This is a genomic window from uncultured Bradyrhizobium sp. (genome assembly GCF_964252615.1).
Classification (GTDB): domain Bacteria; phylum Pseudomonadota; class Alphaproteobacteria; order Rhizobiales; family Xanthobacteraceae; genus Bradyrhizobium.
This window is the reverse complement of record NZ_CAXUNQ010000041.1, coordinates 13,223-35,571: the sequence shown is the minus strand read 5'-3', so window position 1 is coordinate 35,571 and position 22,349 is coordinate 13,223. Positions and strand designations below refer to the sequence as shown.

General features: G+C 63.4%; 22 protein-coding genes. 12 read left to right on the top strand and 10 right to left on the bottom strand.

The features are described 5' to 3' along the window. The first annotated feature begins 7 nt into the window (after positions 1-7). From kdpB to ACFE72_RS18135, 4 genes are all read left to right on the top strand, one after another. The gene (gene kdpB / locus ACFE72_RS18150; RefSeq protein WP_375414512.1) at positions 8-2,128 is read left to right on the top strand and encodes a potassium-transporting ATPase subunit KdpB; all 2,121 of its coding nucleotides are present in this window, start codon (positions 8-10) and stop codon (positions 2,126-2,128) included. Positions 2,129-2,310: 182 nt separating this feature from the next. Next, positions 2,311-2,913, top strand: coding sequence for a K(+)-transporting ATPase subunit C (locus ACFE72_RS18145; protein WP_375414511.1), 603 nt, complete (start codon positions 2,311-2,313; stop codon positions 2,911-2,913). 85 nt (positions 2,914-2,998) lie between these two features. Beyond that, positions 2,999-5,722 (top strand): DUF4118 domain-containing protein, encoded by a 2,724-nt coding sequence (locus tag ACFE72_RS18140; protein ID WP_375414510.1) that lies wholly within the window; start codon positions 2,999-3,001, stop codon positions 5,720-5,722. Beyond that, on the top strand, positions 5,719-6,408 hold the full coding sequence (locus ACFE72_RS18135) for a response regulator (protein ID WP_375414509.1): 690 nt from the start codon (positions 5,719-5,721) through the stop codon (positions 6,406-6,408). The genes ACFE72_RS18140 and ACFE72_RS18135 overlap by 4 nt, the downstream gene beginning before the upstream one ends. Before the next feature lie 246 nt (positions 6,409-6,654). On the opposite strand, the gene ACFE72_RS18130 is transcribed toward ACFE72_RS18135, so the two are convergent. After that, positions 6,655-7,440, bottom strand: coding sequence for a 2-keto-4-pentenoate hydratase (locus tag ACFE72_RS18130; protein ID WP_375414508.1), 786 nt, complete (start codon positions 7,438-7,440; stop codon positions 6,655-6,657). Between the two features lie 81 nt (positions 7,441-7,521). Here ACFE72_RS18130 and ACFE72_RS18125 point away from each other — a divergent pair, with 81 nt between their 5' ends. Next, positions 7,522-7,797 (top strand): type II toxin-antitoxin system ParD family antitoxin, encoded by a 276-nt coding sequence (locus ACFE72_RS18125; protein ID WP_375414507.1) that lies wholly within the window; start codon positions 7,522-7,524, stop codon positions 7,795-7,797. Beyond that, positions 7,787-8,092: a type II toxin-antitoxin system RelE/ParE family toxin gene (locus ACFE72_RS18120; protein ID WP_375414506.1), complete on the top strand. Its 306-nt coding sequence runs from the start codon at positions 7,787-7,789 to the stop codon at positions 8,090-8,092. The genes ACFE72_RS18125 and ACFE72_RS18120 overlap by 11 nt, the downstream gene beginning before the upstream one ends. Before the next feature lie 112 nt (positions 8,093-8,204). Here the strand turns inward: ACFE72_RS18120 and dksA are convergent, their stop codons facing one another. Both dksA and ACFE72_RS18110 read right to left on the bottom strand, forming a co-directional pair. Beyond that, positions 8,205-8,570 carry an RNA polymerase-binding protein DksA gene (gene dksA, locus ACFE72_RS18115; protein WP_375414505.1) on the bottom strand — a complete coding sequence of 122 codons (366 nt, stop codon included), beginning with the start codon at positions 8,568-8,570 and terminating at the stop codon, positions 8,205-8,207. A gap of 211 nt (positions 8,571-8,781) precedes the next feature. Then, positions 8,782-9,192 (bottom strand): flagellar assembly protein FliX, encoded by a 411-nt coding sequence (locus ACFE72_RS18110; RefSeq protein ID WP_375414504.1) that lies wholly within the window; start codon positions 9,190-9,192, stop codon positions 8,782-8,784. Between the two features lie 261 nt (positions 9,193-9,453). Between ACFE72_RS18110 and ACFE72_RS18105 the strand changes: the two genes are divergently transcribed. The 3 genes from ACFE72_RS18105 to ACFE72_RS18095 are packed head-to-tail and all read left to right on the top strand — an operon-like array spanning position 9,454 to position 11,445. Then, positions 9,454-10,578, top strand: coding sequence for a flagellar basal body P-ring protein FlgI (locus tag ACFE72_RS18105; RefSeq protein WP_375414503.1), 1,125 nt, complete (start codon positions 9,454-9,456; stop codon positions 10,576-10,578). After that, entirely contained in the window at positions 10,578-10,937 is a 360-nt protein-coding gene (flgJ, locus tag ACFE72_RS18100) for a flagellar assembly peptidoglycan hydrolase FlgJ (protein WP_375414502.1), read from the top strand. The genes ACFE72_RS18105 and flgJ overlap by 1 nt, the downstream gene beginning before the upstream one ends. A gap of 16 nt (positions 10,938-10,953) precedes the next feature. Further along, the gene (locus ACFE72_RS18095) at positions 10,954-11,445 is read left to right on the top strand and encodes a hypothetical protein (protein WP_375414501.1); all 492 of its coding nucleotides are present in this window, start codon (positions 10,954-10,956) and stop codon (positions 11,443-11,445) included. 40 nt (positions 11,446-11,485) lie between these two features. Here ACFE72_RS18095 and ACFE72_RS18090 read toward each other — a convergent pair whose 3' ends face one another. Both ACFE72_RS18090 and ACFE72_RS18085 read right to left on the bottom strand, forming a co-directional pair. Further along, a complete protein-coding gene (locus ACFE72_RS18090) occupies positions 11,486-12,811 on the bottom strand; it encodes an MFS transporter (RefSeq protein WP_375414500.1) in 1,326 nt (441 codons plus the stop codon). A gap of 142 nt (positions 12,812-12,953) precedes the next feature. Then, positions 12,954-13,367: a DUF5413 family protein gene (locus ACFE72_RS18085; RefSeq protein WP_375414499.1), complete on the bottom strand. Its 414-nt coding sequence runs from the start codon at positions 13,365-13,367 to the stop codon at positions 12,954-12,956. A 188-nt stretch (positions 13,368-13,555) separates the two neighbouring features. Here ACFE72_RS18085 and ACFE72_RS18080 point away from each other — a divergent pair, with 188 nt between their 5' ends. Both ACFE72_RS18080 and ACFE72_RS18075 read left to right on the top strand, forming a co-directional pair. Beyond that, on the top strand, positions 13,556-13,909 hold the full coding sequence (locus tag ACFE72_RS18080; protein WP_375414498.1) for a hypothetical protein: 354 nt from the start codon (positions 13,556-13,558) through the stop codon (positions 13,907-13,909). Positions 13,910-14,233: 324 nt separating this feature from the next. Next, complete coding sequence (locus ACFE72_RS18075; RefSeq protein WP_375414497.1) at positions 14,234-15,763, top strand: ATP-binding protein; 1,530 nt, start codon at positions 14,234-14,236, stop codon at positions 15,761-15,763. Positions 15,764-15,791: 28 nt separating this feature from the next. On the opposite strand, the gene ACFE72_RS18070 is transcribed toward ACFE72_RS18075, so the two are convergent. From ACFE72_RS18070 to ACFE72_RS18055, 4 genes are all read right to left on the bottom strand, one after another. After that, positions 15,792-16,157 carry a hypothetical protein gene (locus ACFE72_RS18070; RefSeq protein WP_375414496.1) on the bottom strand — a complete coding sequence of 122 codons (366 nt, stop codon included), beginning with the start codon at positions 16,155-16,157 and terminating at the stop codon, positions 15,792-15,794. Continuing rightward, positions 16,157-16,522, bottom strand: a complete 366-nt coding sequence (flaF, locus tag ACFE72_RS18065; protein WP_375414495.1) for a flagellar biosynthesis regulator FlaF — start codon at positions 16,520-16,522, stop codon at positions 16,157-16,159. The genes ACFE72_RS18070 and flaF overlap by 1 nt, the downstream gene beginning before the upstream one ends. A gap of 639 nt (positions 16,523-17,161) precedes the next feature. Next, the gene (locus tag ACFE72_RS18060; protein ID WP_375414494.1) at positions 17,162-18,394 is read right to left on the bottom strand and encodes a flagellin; all 1,233 of its coding nucleotides are present in this window, start codon (positions 18,392-18,394) and stop codon (positions 17,162-17,164) included. Between the two features lie 379 nt (positions 18,395-18,773). Beyond that, complete coding sequence (locus tag ACFE72_RS18055) at positions 18,774-20,012, bottom strand: flagellin (RefSeq protein WP_375414493.1); 1,239 nt, start codon at positions 20,010-20,012, stop codon at positions 18,774-18,776. 317 nt (positions 20,013-20,329) lie between these two features. On the opposite strand from ACFE72_RS18055, the gene flbT reads away from it, so the two are divergent. Then, a complete protein-coding gene (gene flbT, locus ACFE72_RS18050) occupies positions 20,330-20,743 on the top strand; it encodes a flagellar biosynthesis repressor FlbT (RefSeq protein ID WP_375414492.1) in 414 nt (137 codons plus the stop codon). Positions 20,744-20,857: 114 nt separating this feature from the next. Here the strand turns inward: flbT and ACFE72_RS18045 are convergent, their stop codons facing one another. Continuing rightward, positions 20,858-22,345 carry a flagellar biosynthesis protein FlgL gene (locus ACFE72_RS18045; protein WP_375414491.1) on the bottom strand — a complete coding sequence of 496 codons (1,488 nt, stop codon included), beginning with the start codon at positions 22,343-22,345 and terminating at the stop codon, positions 20,858-20,860. Between the last annotated feature and the right edge of the window lie 4 nt (positions 22,346-22,349).

The window sequence follows — 22,349 nt, the reverse complement described above, 5'->3', positions numbered from 1 at the left end:
ACTATCCATGGAAGTCGTGCAAAAATTGAACAAGTGGATGCCAGTATCGGCGATGCTCGATCCGAAGATCATGATTCCCGCCGTCGGCTCGGCCTTTGCCAAGCTCGATCCGCGGGTGATGATCAAGAGCCCGGTGATGTTCGTGGTCGAAGCCGTCGCTGCGCTGACCACCGCGATCTTCCTGCGCGACCTTGCGACAGGCGGAGAGAATCTCGGCTTTACCTTCCAGATCATCCTGTGGCTGTGGTTCACCGTACTGTTCGCCAACTTCGCGGAAGCCGTCGCCGAGGGCCGCGGCAAGGCGCAGGCCGAGTCGCTCAGGAAGACGCGCACTGAGAGCGAGGCCAAGCTGCTGACCGGCTCCGACAATACCTATCGGCTTGTCTCCGGCACCAGCCTCAAGGTCGGCGACCTCGTGCTGGTCGAGGCCGGCGACAACATTCCCTCCGACGGCGAAGTGATCGAGGGCGTCGCCTCGGTCAACGAAGCCGCGATAACCGGCGAGTCGGCGCCGGTGATTCGCGAATCCGGCGGCGACCGTTCGGCGGTCACCGGCGGCACCCACGTGCTGTCGGACTGGATCCGCGTCAAAATCACCGCGGCGCAGGGATCGACATTCATCGACCGCATGATCAAGCTCGTGGAAGGCGCCGAGCGCCAGAAGACGCCGAATGAAATTGCCCTCAACATTCTGTTGGCGGGTCTCACCATCATCTTCGTGTTCGCAACCGTCACCATTCCCAGCTACACGGCGTACGCCGGCGGCTCGATTTCGGTCGTGGTGCTGGTTGCCCTGTTCGTGACGCTGATACCGACTACCATCGGCGCGCTGTTGTCGGCGATCGGCATCGCCGGCATGGACCGGCTGGTGCGCTTCAACGTGCTGGCGATGTCGGGCCGCGCGGTGGAGGCCGCGGGCGATGTCGACACCCTGCTGCTCGACAAGACCGGAACCATCACGCTGGGCAACCGGCAGGCCACGGCGTTCCGCCCGGTGCATGGCGTGACCGAACAGGAACTGGCGGATGCGGCGCAGCTTGCCTCGTTGGCCGACGAAACGCCCGAGGGGCGCTCTATCGTCGTGCTGGCAAAGGAAAAATACGGCATCCGCGGCCGCGACATGGCGGAGCTTGCCGCGACCTTCATTCCCTTTACGGCGCAAACCCGGATGAGCGGCGTCGACGCCAGCGCATCGTCGGTGCGCAAGGGCGCGGTCGATGCGCTTCTGAATTATGTCGGCGACAGTGGAGGCACCCGCGCGGCGGCGTCGGGGAACACCGTCCGCGCGTTGCAGCCGGCGCTCTATTCCGACACCGCGCGCGAGATCCAGGCGATCTCCGACGAAATCGCAAAAGCCGGCGGCACCCCGCTTGCGGTCGCCAAGGATGGGCGTTTGCTTGGCGTCGTGCAGCTCAAGGACATCGTCAAAGGCGGCATTCGCGAGCGCTTTGCCGAGCTGCGCCGCATGGGCATCCGCACCGTGATGATCACCGGCGACAATCCGATGACGGCGGCCGCGATCGCCGCGGAAGCCGGCGTCGATGATTTTCTGGCGCAGGCGACACCGGAGGACAAGCTGCAGCTCATCCGCGACGAACAGGCCAAGGGCAAGCTGGTGGCGATGTGCGGCGACGGCACCAATGACGCCCCGGCGCTGGCGCAGGCCGACGTCGGAGTGGCCATGAACACCGGCACGCAGGCCGCGCGGGAAGCCGGCAACATGGTGGACCTGGATTCCAACCCGACCAAGCTGATCGAGGTGGTCGAGATCGGCAAGCAACTCCTGATGACCCGCGGCGCGCTGACCACGTTCTCGATCGCCAACGACGTGGCGAAGTATTTCGCGATCATCCCGGCGATCTTCCTCGCCTTCTATCCGCAACTGCAGGCGCTGAACGTCATGAACCTGTCGAGTCCGCGGAGCGCCATCCTGTCGGCGATCATCTTCAACGCAATCGTCATCATCGCATTGATACCGCTGGCGCTCAAAGGCGTCGCCTACCGCGCCATCGGCGCCGGCGCCCTGCTGCGGCGAAACCTGTTGATCTACGGCGGCGGCGGCATCGTCATTCCATTCATCGGCATCAAGGCGATCGACCTCGTGGTCAGCGCCCTGCATCTGGCTTAAATCTTGACGCGAACCGTTACGTTGTGCCCCGGACGCAGCGCAGCGCGCAGCTCTTCGCGGAGCGGTGCGCTGCAGAGCCGGGGCCCCGCTTGCTTACTTAACCGGGGGTCCCGGTTCTGCGAAGCATCACGCCGTGAAAAACGGCGTGCTGCATCGCGCCGGGACACGAAAAGGAGAGCACCATGCTGAAAGAAATCCGCCCCGCCATCATCGTCTTCGTTGCGCTCACGCTGATCACCGGCCTTGCCTACCCGCTGGCGATGACCGCCATTGCCGGCGTGATTTTCCCGAAACAGGCGCAGGGCAGTTTGATGGAGAAGGACGGCAGGGTGCTGGGCTCCGCGCTTATCGGACAGCAGTTCACCAGCGACAGGTATTTCCACGGCCGCCCCTCGGCGACGACGGCGCCTGACCCTGCCGATTCGAGCAAGACAGTGTCCGCACCTTACAACGCCGCCAATTCCGGCGGCTCCAATCTCGGTCCGACCAGCAAGGCGCTGATCGACCGCATCAGGGAGGACGTCGACAGGTTGAAGGCGGAGAATCCGTCAGCACCCGTTCCGATCGATCTGGTGACCACTCCAGCCAGCGGCCTGGACCCGGATATCTCCCCCGAGGCCGCACGCTTCCAGGTGCCGCGCGTCGCCAGGGCTCGCAATCTGCCGGAAGAGACGGTCAGCAGGCTCGTCGATGCACGGGTCGAGAGTCGTCTTGCGGGGGTGCTCGGCGAGCCGAGGGTCAAGGTGCTGGCGTTGAATCTGGCGCTGGATCAAGCAACCAAATAAGGCGCGGCTTCCTGACCTTTCCCCGCTTGCGGGGAGAAGGCTGGCCGAGCTAGGCGCGCCCAAGCGTGAGGACTATATTGCCGTTATGGCAAATCAACGCCGCGATCCCGATCAACGGCCTTTGCCGGACGCGCTGCTCGAGACCGCGCGGCGCGAGCAGCGCGGGACCGGCCGTCTCAAGATTTTCCTCGGCGCCGCTCCCGGCGTCGGCAAGACTTGGGAAATGCTGCAAAGCGCGCACGCGCGCCGCAAGGCCGGCGTCGACGTCGTGGTCGGCGTGGTCGAAACCCACGGCCGCGCCGAAACCGAAGCACTGCTCGAAGGCCTTGAAATCCTGCCGCGCAAGCAGCTCGACTACAAGGATCAGGCGCTCGAGGAAATGGATCTCGACGCGCTGATCGCGCGCCGCCCGCAGCTCGCGCTGGTCGATGAGCTCGCCCACACCAATGCGCCGGGCAGCCGGCATCCCAAACGCCATCTCGACGTCGAGGAACTGCTGACGCACGGCATCGACGTCTACACCGCGGTCAACATTCAGCACATCGAAAGCCTCAACGACGTCGTTGCGCAAATCACCCATGTGCGGGTGCGCGAGACCGTACCGGATTCAGTGTTCGACCGCGCCGACGGCATCGAATTGATCGACCTTACGCCGGACGATCTGATCCAGCGGCTTAAAGAGGGCAAGGTCTATGTCCCGAAACAGGCGGAGCGCGCGCTGGATCATTATTTCTCGCCGGGCAATCTCACCGCGTTGCGCGAGCTTGCCTTGCGCCGTACCGCCGAGCGGGTCGACGCGCAACTGCTCACCCACATGCAGGCCAATGCGATTGCCGGTCCGTGGGCGGCCGGCGAACGCATCCTGGTCTGCGTCAGCGAGGACCCCCGCGCGGCAGGCCTCGTGCGCGCCACGCGGCGGCTGGCGGACCGGCTGCATGCGCCATGGACCGCGGTCAGCATCGAGACGCGGCGCAGCCTGCAACTGTCCGCGGCCGAGCGCGACCGCCTCGCCGACACTTTACGATTGGCCGAATCGCTCGGCGGCGAGGCGCTGACCCTTCCCGCTACCGGACGCCGCATTGCCGATGACGTGATCGGCTTTGCGCATGCCCATAACGTTACGCAGATTGTGATCGGAAAATCGACGCGGTCGCGCTGGTTCGAGATCATGCGCGGTTCGGTGGTGCACGATCTGGTACGGCGATCAGGCAATATCAGCGTGCATGTGATCGCAGGCGACGAGCCGGCCGGAGAGACTGTTTCGAAAAAACCGGCACAGGCGGTGGATCGCTACGAGCCGTTCGATCCGCGCCCGTATCTGGTGGCGCTGGCGATTGTCACGGTCGCACTCGGCGCCGCCGGACTGATCCAGCCGGTGTTCGGCATCGAAAACGTCGATCTGGTGTTCCTCACCGCAGTGGTGGGCGTCGCCGTCCGCTTTGGACTGTGGCCGTCGCTGCTCGCCAGCGTCGCCGCGTCGCTGTGCTACAATTTCTTCTTCCTGCCGCCGATCCATACGTTTTCGATCACCGATCCGACCAATGTCGCGGCGTTCTTCTTCTTCATGTTGATCGCGATCCTGGTCTCCAACCTCGCCGCGCGCGTGCGCAGCCAGGCGATGTCCGCGATCGGCCGGGTGCGGACCACCGAATCGCTCTACGCCTTCAGCCGCAAGCTCGCGGGCACGGCGACGCTGGACGACGTGCTGTGGGCGACCGCCTATCAGGCCGCCTTGATGCTCCAGGTCCGGGTGGTGCTGTTGCTTCCCGAGGACGGCGTCATCGCGGTGAAGGCCGGCTACCCGCCGGAAGATCGACTGGACGAGGCTGACCTTGCGGCAGCAAACTGGGCCTGGGCCAACGATCGCCCGGCAGGGCGCGGCTCGGATACGCTTCCGGGCGCAAAGCGCCTGTTCCTGCCGATGCGGACCGGCCGCGGCGCCATCGGCGTGATCGGCATCGATGACGATCGCAGCGGGCCGCTGCTGACGCCGGACCAGCGCCGCCTGCTCGACGCGCTGGTGGACCAAAGCGCGCTCGCGATCGAACGGGTGCTGCTGGTCGAGGGCATGGACCGGGTCAAGCGTACCATGGAATCCGATCGCCTGCGCGCGGCGCTGTTGACCTCGATCTCGCACGACCTCAAGACGCCGCTGGCCTCGGTGCTCGGCTCCGCCAGCACGATGCGGGACTTCTCGCACCGGCTGTCGGATCGGGAAAACGCCGATCTGCTCGCCACCATCATCGACGAATCCGAACGCCTCAACCGCTTCATCGCCAACCTGCTCGACATGACCAAGCTGGAATCCGGCGCCATCGTGCCCAATGCGGCACGCCACGATCTAAGCGAGATCGTCGGCAGCGCATTGCGGCGGGCCGGCAAGATCCTCGCGCATCACAAGGTCAGGCTGGAGCTGGAAGCCGCTCTGCCGATGCTGGAACTCGATGCCGTATTGTTCGAGCAGGTGCTGTTCAACCTGCTCGACAACGCGGCGAAATACGCGCGGGCCGAAACCACGATCTCGCTTCATGCCTGGCGCGACCAGGACTGGGTCGCGCTGCAGGTCATGGATGAAGGCGCAGGCATTCCGTCTGCGGAACTGGAGAGCGTGTTCGACAAATTCTACCGCGTGCAGAAGGGCGATCACGTACGGGCCGGCACCGGACTCGGGCTGGCGATTTCCCGCGGTTTTGTCGAAGCCATGCACGGCACGATCGCGGCGGCCAACCGCACCGATTGCAGCGGCGCGGTGCTGACGATCCGGCTGCCGATCCCCGCGGCCGGCGCAGCGCTGGACACCGCCGCATGAACGCCGCCTCGGTCAAGGTTCTGGTCATCGATGACGAACCGCCGATCCGCAAATTGCTGCGGATGGGATTGAGCACGCAGGGCTACGATGTGCTGGAAGCCTCCAACGGCAGAAGCGCGCTTGCGCAATTGTCGGAGAACCCGGCGCTGATCATTCTCGACCTCGGCCTGCCCGATATCCAGGGCCACGAGCTGCTGCGGGCGATCCGCGCGCGCAACGACAGCGTGCCGATCGTGGTGCTGTCCAGCCGCGGCGACGAAGCCGGCAAGGTGCAGGCGCTCGATCTCGGCGCCGACGACTACCTGACAAAACCGTTCGGCATGGACGAGCTGCTGGCCCGCATGCGCGCCGCGCTTCGGCATCAGTTGCAGGTGCATGGCGAGCGTCCGCTGTTCCACAGCGGCGATCTGACCGTCGACCTGGTGCGCCGCATCGTCAAGGTCGGCGAGCGCGAGGTAAAACTGTCGCCAAAGGAATACGACCTGCTGCGCGTGCTGGTGCAGCACGCCGGCAAGGTGCTGACCCACCGCTTCCTGCTCAAGGAGCTCTGGAACGAACTGACCGACGCGCAGTACCTGCGCGTGTACGTCCGCCAGCTCCGGCAGAAGATCGAGACCGATCCCGAGCGCCCGCACCTCGTGCTGACGGAGACCGGCATCGGCTACCGGTTAAGAGCGCCGGATTGATTGATACGCGTCATTGCCGGGCTTGACCCTACCCTATGCACACATCTCGGCCATCATTGCCGGGCTTGACTCCCGGCATCATCCGCTTCGAAACGACTCTTCCGAAGATGGATGGATACGCGGGTCAAGCCCGCGTATGACGGGATGTGTGAATCGAGCAGGGCTCGACCCGGCCATCCATCACATCGAAAGCCTCTTGCGACGCGTGATGATGCACGGGATCAGCCCCGCGCATGACGGGTCCGGCTACGCAAACCCCGCCGCCACGCTGCCCAGTCCCGACATCTCCATCACGACTTTGTCGCCGGCGCTCAGCCATATCGTCTGCACCAGGCTTCCCGTGAGCACGATCTGCCCGGCGCGCAGGCTCTTGCGACTCGCGGCGAGGTGGTTGGCAAGCCACGCCAGCGCGGCGTGGGGATGGCCGAGCACGTCGGCGCCGGTGCCGCGTCCCACTTCGACGCCGTTGATGACGGCGACACCGACCACGTCAAGCAGATCCGGCGCCGCTGCGCGCGGCACCGGCTTGCCGAGCACGCAACCGGCGGCAAAGAAATCGTCGGCCACCAAGGTCGGCGCGCCGATCGTGCGCCAGTCGGCGTAGCGATCGTCGACGATCTCGATCGCCGGATGATAAGCATCGATCGCGCCCGCCACGGTGTCGGCAGTGAATGCAGTCCCCGTAGCGCTGAGATCGCGCGCCAGCCGCACCGCGATTTCGCATTCGACGCCGACGCGAATGTACTCGCGGTGACGCAAGTTGACGCCGCTCGCATGGACGCCCCTGGCAAACACGCCGCCGCCGCACGGATGCGGAATGCCGAGATAATCCTGCATCACCGCGCTGGTGCAGCCGATCTTGTAGCCGACCAGCGGCCCGACGCCCGCCGCCAGCACGGCGTGCACCGCCTCCTGGATGCGATAGCCTTCGTCTTCATCGCGCGGCGCGATGTCCGGATCGAGTGGGCGCAACGGCGCAAGATCGCGGCGGGCGGAAGCGACGGCCTTGGCGGCTTCGAGGGTTTTGTCCATCTGCCAGCTTTTCCACATCTTGACAATGTATGACATTGTCATACATTTAGGGCGTAGCGAAAGATTAGATAAGGCAACATCATGCGCACAAGCAAGCCGATTACCGTTACCCTGGGGCCCATGCAAGCCAGCCTGGAAAAACGCTTGCATTCCGGTGACTACGATAATGCCAGCGAAATACTGCGTTCGGCGCTGCGCGCGCTCGATCGGGAAGAAGCGGCGATTGAAGACCATCTTCGCACCAAGGTAGCTGCTTCGCTTGCCGATCCGCGTAAAAGCGTTCCGGCATCCGACGTGTTCAGGCGTCTGGGTCTGGTCCACGCCAAAGCAGTGAAAGCGGCAAAGCGTGACGCTTAAGCTCGTCTTTCGGCCGCAAGCCGAGACCGATCTCCGGAGGCTCTATCGCTATATCGCGGAAACTTCAGGTCTCGGCATCGCCGGCGACTATATCGACCGCATCGAGAGCGCCTGCATGGCGCTTGCAACATTTCCGAACCGCGGCACCAAACGCGACGATTTAGCACCGGGATTGCGCACGATTGCTTTTGAGCGTCGGGTGACCATCGCTTACCACGTGCTCAAAACCCGCGTAGAAATCGTAACCATTGCCTATGGCGGACGGGATTTCGAAAGCGATTTCAGCGATCCGTAGGGTAGGTAAAACGAAGCGTGCCCACCATGATGAGCGAAGTCTGATTTGGCCTGGTGGGCACGCTTCGTTTTACCCGCTTATAAAAAAGGCCGGCTGCCAAAGCGCCGATCCCCTATTCGTCCCGATACACCTTCTCGCGCTTCTCGTGGCGTTCCTGCGCTTCCACAGAGAGCGTGGCGATCGGGCGGGCTTCGAGCCGCTTCAGCGAGATCGGCTCGCCGGTTTCCTCGCAATAGCCGTAGGTGTTGTCCTCGATGCGCTGCAGCGCGGCGTCGATCTTGGAGATCAGCTTGCGCTGGCGGTCGCGGGCGCGCAGTTCGATCGCACGGTCGGTTTCGGACGAGGCGCGGTCGGCGAGATCGGGGTGATTGACGTTTTCTTCCTGCAGCGTCTGCAGGGTGATGCGCGATTCGCGCAGGATTTCGTCCTTCCAGGCCAGCAGCTTGGTGCGAAAATAATCGCGCTGGCGGTCGTTCATGAAAGGCTCTTTTTCGGAGGGTCGATAATTTTTCAACTTTTCCAAGGCAGCCCATCCGGTCGTGCAAGGCGGGACGAAAACGCTTCGTCCGCGCGCGCCTTATATAGCGGCCTCCGCGGACAGACAATATCGCGCAAAGCCGGTAAGTTGCCTAAATCACATGGTTTCCGCACGGGAACCGGCCGCTGACGTAGAGCGGCCGCGGGCGCGCTCAGAACTGCCCGGCCTTGGCCAGTTCCACCTCGACGCGAAGCTCGATCTCGGACAGGACCGCATCGAGACCGGGATCACCGGAGGTGGATTTGAGGGACGCTGCGGCATCGCGCAGCCGGTTCACCGTGGAGGCGTCGAAATTGCCCGACAACAGCCCGATCTTGAGGTCGTCGAGCACATCCAGCGCGCCGCGGCCGCGTTGCACCGAGCGCTTGCGGCGCTCCAGCGGATCCTCGATGCCCTGCATCGCCAGCAGCGCGTCGATATTTCCCGCCGCTTTGGGGGTCGCGGCGGCGCGGGTTTCCGGCGTTGCAATGGCGTCGGGCAGCGCAAACCCGCTCGCGCCGGCACGCCTGGTGTTGCCAGTCGGCGCGCCGAGAGTGGTGCCGTTCGGTCCGTAGATTCGCATCGCGGTCCCTCAATAGGCCTGTCCGGGAGCTTCGCGCTTTTATGGTTAAGACGGGGTAAACGGCCCGGCAGAAATTGCCGACGGCGGCAACTTCGACGCCCTGCCGGGCTCCGGCCGCCGCCTGCGTCCTTTCAGAATACAAAACCCGATCAGGTGGTTAGCCGGAACGGCGGCCATGGCACAACACTCGCATGGTTAATGGCGAAGCGACTTCATGTGGGAGCGTGAAGGCTACTTCGAGAACCTCGCGGGGAGTAGAGGATGCCAGTTTCGCGTGCGGCAAGAGCATTTCAGACGGTCTGCGCGGTGCTTGCCGCGCTGGCGCTGTGCGCGACGTCCGCGAACGCCACCTCGCGGATCAAGGACCTCGCCAATATCGAAGGCGTGCGCCAGAACCAGTTGATCGGCTATGGCCTGGTGGTCGGCCTCAACGGCTCCGGCGACACCCTGAACAACATTCCCTTCACCAAGCAGTCGCTGCAGGCGATGCTGGAGCGCATGGGCGTCAACATCCGCGGCGCCACCATCCGCACCGGCAATGTTGCCGCCGTCATGGTCACCGGAAACCTGCCCGCCTTCGGCACCCAGGGCACAAGGATGGATGTCACGGTGTCGGCGCTCGGCGACGCCAAGAACCTGCAGGGCGGCACGCTGCTCGTTACCCCCCTGCTCGGCGCCGACGGCAACGTCTATGCGGTGGCGCAGGGTTCGGTCGCGATCGGCGGCTTCCAGGCCGAAGGCGCGGCCGCCAGCATCACCAAGGGGGTGCCGACCGTCGGCCGCATCGCCAACGGCGCCATCATCGAGCGTGAAATCGAATTTGCGCTGAACCGGCTGCCCAATGTGCGGCTGGCGTTGCGCAATCCGGATTTCACCACCGCCAAGCGCATTGCCGCCGCGGTCAACGATTTTCTCGGCGTCAAGACCGCGGAGCCGATCGATCCCTCGACCGTACAGCTGGCGATTCCCGCCGAATTCAAGAGCAACGTGGTCGCGATGCTGACCGAGATCGAGCAGTTGCAGGTCGAACCGGACCTCGCCGCCAAGATCATCATCGACGAGCGTTCCGGCATTATCGTGATGGGCCGCGACGTCCGCGTCGCCACCGTCGCGGTGGCGCAGGGCAATCTCACCGTCTCGATCTCGGAAAGCCCGCAGGTCAGCCAGCCGCAACCGCTTGCACGCGGCAGGACGGTCGTGACGCCGCGCACCAGCATCGGCGTTACCGAAGACGGCAAGAAGTTTGCACTGGTGAAGGACGGCGTCTCGCTGCAGCAACTGGTCGATGGCCTCAACGGCCTGGGCATCGGCCCGCGCGATTTGATCGGCATCCTGCAGGCGATCAAGGCCGCCGGCGCGATCCAAGCCGACATCGAGGTGATGTGATGCAGACCAGCCTGGCCAACCCCCACGGCAGCATGCCTTCCAAGGCCATGATGCCGATGCTCAACGGCCGTCCGGACTATCAGCTCGCCGACGCGCTGAAGAAAGTGCCGCCGCAGGCGCAGTTGAAGGCAAAAGCCTCGGCGCAGGATTTTGAATCCGTGTTTTTGAATTCGATGTTCTCGCAGATGACCTCCGGCATCAAGGGCGAAGGTCCGTTCGGCGACACGCCGGGCACCGGGGTGTGGCGCTCGATGCTCACGGAAGAATATTCAAAATCCTTTGCCAAGGCCGGCGGCGTTGGCATCTCCAACGACGTCTATCGCACGCTTATTCTGCAGCAGGCTGATCGCGCCGGCTGAACTGGAGAACGACGCCATGAGCCCTGCCCCGCACCGCCAGCCTCAACCCGCCGCCGTGCCGCTGGCGGCAACGCCCGCCGATGCCCGCAACCTTGCCGAAGCATTGATGGATGTGATGAGCGCCCTGCTGGCGGTGATCGAACGCGAAACCGAACTGGTCCGCGCCGGCAAGGTGCGCGAGGCGATGGCGCTGGAGGCGAAGAAATCTGAATTATCCCGCCGCTATGTCGGCACCATCGCGCATCTCAAGAGCAGCCAGAGCTACCTCGCCCACGCCACCCCTGAACTGCTTGCCGCGCTGCATCGCCACCACGACACCTTCCGCGCCATGCTGCAGGTGAACCTGACCGTGCTTGCCACCGCGCATGCGGTGTCCGAAGGCATCGTCCGCGGCGTCAATATCGAGATGCAGCGCCGCAACGTGCCCAACACCTACACCGCGGCCGGACAACGCGCGGCGGCAAGCCCGCGCAATATTTCGCCGCTGGCGCTGAGCCGCTCGCTGTAGGCCCCGTTCCAACCGCGTGCGGCGTCCTCGCGCCGGCAGGCTAACGCGCCAGCGCCACCTCCCCTGCCGCCTGCTCGCGCCTGACATCGATCCGCAGGCTCATGACCGCGGCTGCGCCGACCACGGCGCATCCTGCGAGCAGCAGCAGTCCGGTGGTGAAGGTGCCGGTCAGATCCTTCAGATAGCCCATCGCATAGGGACCGGCGAAACCGGACAGGTTGCCGAGCGAATTGATCGCCGCAATCCCGGCGGCGGCTGACGCGCCGGTCAGGAAGCTTGCGGGTAGCGGCCAGAACATCGGCGGCACCGCGGAAACGCCGATCTGCGCAAAGCACAGCAGCGCCATGATCAGGACGGGACTCGAAACCAGGCCGGATATGCCGATCCCGATTGCCGCCATCAGCAGCGCCACCGCGACGTGGCCCTTGCGCTCCATGGTGCGGTCGGAATGGCGGCCGAGCAGCACCATGCCGACGCCGCCGAAGATGAAGGGCAATGCCGCCAACAGTCCGGTTTGCGTATCGCTGACGCCAAAGCCCTTGATAATGGTGGGAAGGAAAAAAGCGACGCCGTAGCTCGCCGCGTTCAGGCAGAAATACACCAGCGCGCACATCAGGATCCTGACGTCGGTGAGCGCCTGCAACAGCGACAGATGCTCGATCTTTTCCTTGTTGCGTTTCTCGGCGGCCTGCACCGTCTCCAGCCAGGCGATTTCATCCGCCTTCAGCCAGTGCGCCTGGCGCGGAAAATCGGTCAGGTAGAGCAGCACGGCGCATCCGGCCAGCAGCGAGGGCAACGCTTCCAGGATGAACAGCCATTGCCAGCCGTCCAGCCCGAAGCCGCGCAGGTTCAGCAACAGCCCCGAGATCGGCGACCCGATGATGGAGGAGATCGGGATCGCCAGCATGAACAGGCTGATGACGCGGGCGCGGTACACGGCAGGAAACCACAGGGTCAGATAGAAGATGATGCCGGGAAAGAATCCGGCCTCGCAGGCACCGAGCACCAGGCGCAGCGTGTAAAATACCGATTCATTGGACAGTCCGGTGGCGCCGGAAATCTGCGGGATGAAGGCGAACGCCGCCGAGACGATGCCCCAGCTGATCATGATGCGGGCGATCCAGACCCGCGCGCCCACCCGCTCGAGAAACAGGTTGGACGGCACCTCGAACAGGAAGTAGGCGATGAAGAACAGCCCGGCGCCGAGTCCGAACGCCGCCTCGCTGAAGCCGAGCGCCTGGTTCATGTGCAGCTTGGCAAATCCGACATTGACGCGATCAAGATAGGCGACGAAGTAGCACAGGATCAAAAACGGAATCAGGCGCCGCATCACCTTGCCGATGACGCGCTTTTCGATCTCGTTCATGGCGTTCGCTCCCATTGGTGCATCATTGCGCCCGTGAAACCTCGGCGGGCTTCAGGGTAACTGCGATGGGTCCGGAAACGCCAATGGTATTATCGATACCAGGCCAAAACGCATGGGACGGTTCCCCGCGTCGGCCGTCGCGTCACCCCGGCCCCTTGGCCGGCGCATGGTCCTGCGCCAGCCGCGACGAGAGCATTGCCGGCACCAGGCCCACCATTCCGTAGAGAATGAACTGCAGCGCGCCGCTATCGGCGCCGCGCGAGCCATACAGCAATTCGGCCGCGGCGAACGCGATCGCGCCGACCATCAGCATCCGGACGGTCGGGTTGATTCGTTTGACATGGCAGAGAATGTCGTCCACCGCGGCGATCGCCATGGCCGGCAGGATGCCGAACAAATAGGTGTATTGCAGCGTGGAAAACAGCACCACGAAGATCTTCTGCACCTCCTTGAGGTCGGTTTCATTCCAGTATCCGGACATCACGGTGGTCGCGATCAGAAGCAGGAATCCTCCCAGCAAGGGTCCCAGAATAGCAAAGATCAAATACCGCTTCATGCCGCAATCCCCGTCCTCACGCCGTTGTCTCACAACCAGGCCGGCACGATACCGACATTTTTCATCAAAAGTCAGCCGCCGCGTCAGTGCGATATTGATCGCGTTTTCTAACGCCGTGGTGAAGACGCATATTTAGTGTTGCCGACACGACGGGGTTGGGGTTTGACTCGGAAGGCTTGGAGGCCGCCATGAGTTCGGATTTCAGCATCAAGCCGGCAGGGGCGCCGGCTGCAACGCCATTGGCGCCGGTCTCGCCTGCCGCCGACGATGCGGTCGCGACGGAATTGCCCGTGCGTCAAAGCGTTGCGGCGATGGATGACTCCGCACGCCCGCGCAACGATCCGCAGGGCGGCACGACCTCGAACCACGTCTTCCTCGATCGCGAAGCCGCCTCCGTCGTCTATCAGGTGGTCGACAACCGGACCAGTCTCGTGGTCGGGCAATTCCCCGATCAAGGCGTTCTGCGCCGGCGCGCCTATGCGCGCGCGCTGGAAGAAACCCGGCAAGCCGCACAGGCGCTTCGGATCGACCGCAGGATTTGAAAATACCGTTCCTCCGGTCGGACGTAGCGCAGCGCTTTTGCGGCGCGTAGCGGAGCCCTGTCTCAACGCAATGAGGGTGTGGCTGCGGCGCAACCGGTTTGCAAAGCGTCTATGCGCCGCATCGCGCCCGGAGGCCCGGCGCTCGCCTCACGTGGCGATACTACCGCATCGCCGGTGACGGAGCGGATGCTGTCGCTTTCCCGCAACGGCCGCTTGCATATGGATTTAAAATCGCAATAGTCAGGTTGACGCGCCCTTCTGGGGCGTTTTGTTTTTTACGGAACCGTTGCGTCGTAAAGACGTTGGTTTCTGTTTGGATACCCGATGACACGAGGCAGGCAGGCGCAGGATCTTTTTGAGAGCGAGCGAAGTTTTCGGCTTCTGGTCGAGGGAGTTGCAGATTACGCGCTCTATATGCTCGACCCCGGCGGTATTGTAACGAGCTGGAACGTCGGCGGGCAGCGGATTAAGGGTTATTCGCCGCAGGAGATTATCGGACAGCACTTCTCGCGGTTTTACACCCCCAGCGACCAGGCCAACGGCAAGCCGGCGCGTGCCCTCCGGACGGCCGAGGAGCACGGCCGTTACGAAGAGGAAGGCTGGCGCGTCCGAAAGGACGGCACCTTCTTTTGGGCAAGCGTCGTCATCGACGCCATCAAGGAAGACGACAGGCTGATCGGTTTTGCCAAGATCACGCGGGACATTACCGAGCGGCGTGATGCTGCGCTCAAGCTGGAACGCATGCAGAAGCAGCTCGCGGAATCGCAAAAGCTCGATGCCTTGGGGCAGTTGACCGGCGGGGTGGCCCATGACTTCAACAACCTTCTCATGGTCATCGGCGGCAGCGTCCAGGTTTTAAGGAAATATGCCGACGATGAGAAATCGCAGCGCGCCGTTCAGGCGATCGAATCGGCCGCAAGGCGCGGAGCTGCCCTGACCAACCAGCTCCTGACATTTGCACGGCGACAGAACGTCAATCCACAGACCGTTCACCTCGGCGACCGCCTTGACGCCATTCGTGAGGTTCTCGATGTGGGCGTTGGCGGCACCGTTCAACTCACGACCGCTGTGGCCGACGGCGTGTGGCCGATCAAAGTCGACGTCTCCGAACTGGAGACTGCCCTGATCAACCTTACCATCAACGCAAGAGACGCCATGCCCGACGGCGGCGCCATCAACATCAGCGCCGAAAACGTCAAGCTGGACGACGAAGTGAACAAGGGAGACTTTGTGGCGGTACACGTTTCGGATACCGGCGCGGGCATCCCTCCCGACATTGTGGAGAAGGTGTTTGACCCGTTCTTTACGACCAAAGCGGTTGGCAAAGGCACCGGTCTGGGGCTTTCCCAGGTCCATGGCTTTGCCTATCAGGCCGGTGGCCGGGTCAACCTTTCCAGCGAACTGGGCAAGGGAACGACAGTCACCATCTCGCTACCGCGCGACACGACCGGAATTGTGTCGGATCAGACTCCCCGCCCCGCCTCGTCCGGCAGCGGCACCGTGCTGCTGGTCGAGGATAATCCGGACGTAGCGATGGCGAGCACCGGGCTGCTCGAGCAACTGGGCTACGGAGTCCGGTGGGTTTCCAACGCGGAAGCGGCTTTGGCCGAGATCGACGGGGATGAGATCGATCTGGTTTTCAGCGACATTGTCATGCCGGGTAAAATGGACGGGCTGACCTTGGCGCAGACCATTCGCGAAAAATACCCCCGCCTGCCGATCCTGCTGGCGACGGGGTATAGCGATACGCTGCGCAGGACGTCGTTGGGCTTCCAGATTCTCAAGAAGCCCTACGAAATTCAGGAGTTGAGCGAGGCGCTCGCGAAAGTGTCCCCGCCACTGCTGCAGGAATAACGTTTCTCGCGCCCGCGCCACGCAACGCTCAGTTCGCCCGCGTCGCGTAGGCAGTGTTGAGCCGGGTGGTACCGTCATAAGGATTGGTCACGACCGTCTTGATCGTCGCCTTGCCGAGCTTGGCCAGCATGAATTTCGAATCCCCGATCCGGAACGAAGCGTCCTTGATCAGAACGTCCTGGTATTTGACGGTAGACCCGCTCTGATAACGGACCTTCGCCCGGAAGCCGCTGACGTTCGAAACCGTGAAGCTGAAGGACTCGCCGGTCGAATATTTGCCTTCCCAGCTTCCCTGGTAATCGGCAGGATTGACCGCGACATACGGTGTCTTCGACGGGACCATGCCGCCGACGGTGGTGTAGTTCGCCGCGATGATGTTGAAAATATCGGCCATCAGGCGCGGCCGCAAAGTCCCGCGGCGAGATTGCAGTTGATGTCGATCAGCGACTTCAACTTTTCGGGCGCCGGATCGGTCTGGATTTCCACGGTCTGCTTCATCACGAAGATACCGATATTGGCGATGTTCTGGCGGATGTCGGCGGCCAGCGGGTTCTCGTCGTCGATGGCATCGCTCATGAAGATCGACCACAACTTACGATTGAACATGATCGCTGAATTGAGATGACTGCCGGCCCCGCTCCAGTTCTCGACGACGTCCTGAAGCTGTCGTGCCGCCTTCAACAGCGCCTGCGCTTCGATTTCCCGGGGCGATGCGGTAGCTTGGGAGTTGCGGGCGTAGGTCTGGGCGGCGCTGGACATTCATGACCTCGATGTAGGCGGCGGGCTGCGGAAACTGCTACGGTTTATATAGTTTTGCTTTTAAAATATGGTTAATTGCTATTTCAGATTGTGACCTGGACCGGTCGCATGACGCGCGCGAAAACGGCACCGCGTCATGCGCGGGCTTGATCCGCGTATCCGTCATTCTTCGCAAAAAGTCTTTCAGAATTGATGGAGCGCCGGGTCGCGCCCCTGCGGTAGGCACACATCTCGGCCGTCATTGCCGGGCTTGACCTACTGGATGCGCACATCTCGCCGTCATGCCCGGCCTTGGGCCGGGCATCCACGTCTTCTTTCCGATGTGGAGCAAAGACGTGGATGGCCGGGACAAGCCCGGCCATGACGTTGAACGCGCTGCCCGGCCTTATGCCGGCATGACGTAGACCGCGCTGTCATGCCTGGCTTTGCCGCGCATGACGTAGACCACTCCGTCATGCCCGGCCTTGTGCCGGGCATCCACGTCTTGACGGGTCCAAGCAAGGAAGACGTGGATGGCCGGGACGAAGCCCGGCCATGACGATACCCCGGGGTCGCTATGCTGGCCCGGACTACTTACGCGCAAAACAAAAACGGCGGGGTTTCCCCCGCCGTTTCCGGCAGCTACCTGGCTGCTTCAGATCACTGCAGCAGCTTGAGCACGCTCTGCTGCGACTGGTTGGCGAGCGCCAGCGCGGACACCGCGATCGACTGGCGGGTGGACAGCGCCTGGCTGTTGGCCGCTTCCTCGTTGGTGTCGGCCAAGGTCAGGTTGGACGAACCGGTCTGCAGCACGTTGATCAGGTTCTTGTTGAAGTCCTGGCGGATCTGCACCACCGACAGGTTCGAGCCCAGCGTCGAGGCTTCGGTGCGAAGCGTGGTGCTGGCGCTGGATATCTTGGCCAGCGTGGTGTTGGCCGACGAATTGTCCAGGAAATCGGTGCCTGAGGTCAGCAGGGCAAGGCCGAGGCCCGCCGCGTTGTAGGTTACGCCCTTGATGTTCAGCGTGGACTTGCCGGTTTCGTTGAAGGTCAGCTTGAGGTCGTCGCCGTTCAACAGGTTGATGCCGTTGAACGACGAGTCCTGCGCGGTGGTCGTGATTTGCGTGATGATGTTGTTGTACTGGCTGACCAGGTTGGAGCGGATGGCCTGCGATGCCGTATCGGCGACGGCCGCGGTGACGGAGAGGCCGGTGATGGCCGCGCCGCCCGAGATGTCGACCGCACCCGCCGCCGTCGGCGCGGTGCCGGTGTTGGTGATGACCTGGCTGGCGTTGTCGTTGGTGGAGGTGAAAGTGATGGTGCCGGCCGCATTGAACGAGGCGGCGAGCCCGACGCCGCCGGCGCTCAAGGCGGTGTTCAGCGCATCGATCGAGTTGACCTTGCCGGCGCCGGCAACGTTGCTGATGGTCAGGCTGAGCGTGCCGGCCGAGGTCTTGAAGGTCAGCGCCTGGCCCTGCAGCGAGTTGGTGCCGGCATTGGTCAGGTCGGTGGCGGTGCCTGCGACTGCAAGCGCACCGGCGCCGGTCGGGGCGGCGGTGGTCACATTGGCCTTGGAGCTATAGCCCGTCGGCGCCTGCAGCACCTGGTTGGCGATCGATTTGGCGGTATCGACCAGCTTCTGCAGCGAGGTGATGCCGGTGTTGGCGGCCTGCAGCACCTGCACGCCGTTGCCGATCGAGTCGAGCAGGTTGTTGATGTCGCTGGCGCGATTGTCCAGCCCCTGCGCGGTAAAGAAGTTGGTTGGATTGTCGAGCGCGGTGTTGACCTTCTTGCCAGTCGAGAGGCGGTTCTGCGTGGTGGCGAGCAGATCCGCGGTGGACTGAAGCGAGAGCAGATTCTGGCGAACTGCCGCTGTAAGAACGATACCTGACATTGTCGCGACTTTCTCGTTTGGACAAAATCCGAGTCAACGGAGATGGTTAATTGGAACAAGTCCCGAGCAATATCGCCCAATATAGTTACGCGACCGTTAACCTCCGCTTAGAAAGTGCGCTAATACTCACTTTGCACTCTGTGGTAGAGCCGATGCGGCGCACAATAAAATCGGACATGGCCGTTGGATTCGTCATGCCCGGCCTTGTGCCGGGCATCCACGTCTTGACAGCACCAAGCAAGGAAGACGTGGATGGCCGGGACGAAGCCCGGCCATGACGATACCCCGGGGTCGCTATGCTGGCCCGGACTACTTACGCGCAAAACAAAAACGGCGGGGTTTCCCCCGCCGTTTCCGGCAGCTACCTGGCTGCTTCAGATCACTGCAGCAGCTTGAGCACGCTCTGCTGCGACTGGTTGGCGAGCGCCAGCGCGGACACCGCGATCGACTGGCGGGTGGACAGCGCCTGGCTGTTGGCCGCTTCCTCGTTGGTGTCGGCCAAGGTCAGGTTGGACGAACCGGTCTGCAGCACGTTGATCAGGTTCTTGTTGAAGTCCTGGCGGATCTGCACCACCGACAGGTTCGAGCCCAATGCCGACGCCTCGGTGCGAAGCGTGGTGCTGGCGTTCGACAGCTTGGTCAGCGCGGCGTTCGCGGACGCGTTGTCCAGGAAATCGGTGCCCGCCGTCAGTGCGGCAAGGCCGAGGCCTGCGGCGTTGAAGGTGACGCCCTGAACGTTCAGGGTGGACTTGCCGGTTTCGTTGAAGGTCAGCTTGAGATTGTCGCCGTTCAACAAGTTGATGCCGTTGAACGACGCGTCCTGCGACGTCGTCGAGATCTGCGTGACGATGTCGTTGTACTGCTTGACGAGGCTCGAGCGGATCGCCTGCGACGCCGTATCGGCGACCGCCGCGGTGACGGAGAGGCCGGTGATGGCCGCGCCGCCCGAGATGTCGACCGTACCCGCCGCCGCCGGCGCGCTGCCGGTGTTGGTGATGACCTGGCCCGCATTGTCATTGGTCGAGGTGAAGGTGACGGTACCCGCCGCATTGAACGACGCGGTCAAGCCGACGCCGCCGGCGCTCAGCGCGGTGTTCAGCGCGTCGATCGAGTTGACCTTGCCGGCGCCGGCAACGTTGCTGATAGTCAGGCTGAGCGTGCCGGTCGAGGTCTTGAAGGCCAGCGCCTGGCCCTGCAGCGAGTTGGTGCCGGCGTTGGTCAGGTCGGTTGCGGTGCCTGCGACTGCAAGCGCACCGGCGCCGGTCGGGGCGGCGGTGGTCACATTGGCCTTGGAGCTATAGCCCGTCGGCGCCTGCAGCACCTGGTTGGCGATCGATTTGGCGGTATCGACCAGCTTCTGCAGCGAGGTGATGCCGGTGTTGGCGGCCTGCAGCACCTGCACGCCGTTGCCGATCGAGTCGAGCAGGTTGTTGATGTCGCTGGCGCGGTTGTTGAGACCCTGCGCGGTGAAGAAGTTGGTCGGGTTGTCGAGCGCCGAGTTGACCTTGTTGCCGGTGGCAAGGCGGTTCTGCGTGGTGGAAAGCAGGTCGGCGGTGGACTGCAGCGAGAGCAAGTTCTGGCGGACTGACGCCGTAAGGACGATACCGGACATTTTCATACCTTTCTGGTGTGCGCCTGAGTGGTGCGCTTAACGCCGATCTTTTCCATCGGACGACTGCCGCACACTGGAACCAAGAGTCTAAAAAAACATGAATCGGAAAGCGCAGGACAGCCGGCCGCCTTCCCGCCCTGGTTGCACAAAATCGTGCGCCATTTGCGCAAATCGCAGCAAACCCGCCAAATGCGGTTGTAAATTCCTGCCGCACTGCGCAAGGCGGGCATCCCGCTGTTTACCTGGCGTTAACCACGGTGCGAAAGGATGCGCGCTTGACGGCGAGAACGAACAGCCGGCGCGATTGCAATGGAGAAACCCGCATGCCGCTGAAAGTCGAACTCAAGCCGCATGAGCGCATCATCATCGGCGCCTGCGTCATCACCAACACCGACCAGCGCACCAAGCTCCTGATCGAGGGCGAGAAGATCCCGATCCTTCGCGAGAAGGACATCCTCACCCCGGCCACCGCCGACACGCCGGCCAAGCTGATCTACCTTGCGGTGCAATTGATGTACCTGTCGCCCGACCCGCAGGCGCATCATCCGACCTATTTCAGCCTGATGCGCGACATGCTCCATGCCGCGCCGAGTTCATGGCCCTGCATCGAAGACATCAACAACCACATCCTCAACGGCGATGTCTACCTCGCCTTGAAGGAAGCGAAAAAGCTGATCGCCCACGAAGAGACGCTGCTGGCCAGCGCGAGAAGTGTGCAAACTGCAAAATCCGCGTAATCCGACTGCCACGCAAGTCGGGCAAGAGGCCTCCAGGAGGAGGCCTTTTTGTTTTCCATCCTTCGAGGCTCGCGTCGCTCGCACCTCGGGATGACGGCGGCGTGTATTGGAGCATTATATCGGCAGGAACTTGGTCAGGCTCAATTGCGACAGCATCGAGGTGGTCTGGTATGACGCTTGCAGCGCGGTTTGCAGCGCGAGGATCTGGCTTGCCACCTGCTCCGGCGACACGCTCTCGGCCTGGTCGACGATGTTTTGCAGCATCGCCTGGGTCTGGGTCTGCCGGGCGGTGGCGTCTTTCATGGTGGTCTGCGCGACCGCAAAGTCGGACTGAATATCCTGGATGGTCTGCTGCCCCGGCTGCGCCGTAAGATTATGCGTGACGCGCTGGCCTAAAGCGGCGGCCTGCGCGGTCGCGTTCGGGCCGGTCGATGCGACCGCGGCCAGCACCGCGACCGATTGCAACTGGTTGCGGATCGCCGGCTCGTTGGCGCGGGCGCCGTATTGCACGCTGACCGATTGATCAATTCGCGCGAGCGACGATGCGCGCGCCGAACCGGCGCCGTTGTCGCCCGTGTACCATCGAATCGTATTCGCCGTCGTGCCGTTGGTGAGCGCGGTTCCGGTCGCGAGCGGTGTTCCCGCCACGCGCTGCGGCGGATCGGCGAAAAAATTGCTGCTTGCCGCAACCGCGGACGCCGCCACCAGCGCGGTATTCGCCAGGGTGCCGACCGCGCTGCCCAGGGCGGCGTTGAGATTGGCCGACGTCGCTGCCGGCGTGGCGCCGATCGCAAAGCTGCCGGCCGGGGTCGGCACCGCGCTCGATGCGGTGAGCTGCACCGTCTCGGTGGTGCCGTCAGGCAGGTTGAATTTCAAACTGATCTGGTCGCCGCTGACCGGATTGGCGGGAAACGCGATCGACAGCGTCGGCGGCGATCCGGTCGGTCCTGTTACCGTGGCGCCGGTCAGCGACGAGGAAACCGAGTTGAATTTCAATCCGAACACCGATGGCGCTACATCCTCGCGCAGCGTAATCGGCGACGTGGCCGGCGCCGACAGCACGAGCCGGCCAAGACCGCCGCCGAGATCGGCCTGATTGCGCTCGGCGACCACCTGCTTCAGCCCGACCTGCGCGCCGCTGCCGTTCAGCAGCGTATCGGCGTCGGTCACCGCCGGCGTATCGATCGCGGCGCCGGAGAACACGTAGCGGTCGCCGGATTGGGTATTGAGGATTCCCAGTAACGATCCGAGCTGCGACACCGCGTTCTGCTGCGCAATGGTCTGCCCCGCCCCGTTAAGCGCCAGCGCGCCCCCGGCGGCGGCGTTCTGCACCTGCCCGCCGATGCCGATCAGGGACTGCAGCGCGGTATTGGCGACGCTGATCGTGGTGTTGATCTTGGTCATCGTGTCGGTGAACGCGGAGATGTTGGACAATTGCGCGCGCGCGGCGATCGCAAACCCTTCGTTGGCACCCATGCCGGCATAGGTCGTCGCCTTCTTGCCGGTGGTGAGCTGTGACGACAGCGTGGTGAGCTGATCGTTGAGATTGCGGACCGACTGTCCGAGCACGGTGCTGCCATAACCGATACTGTTGATCGCCATCGAG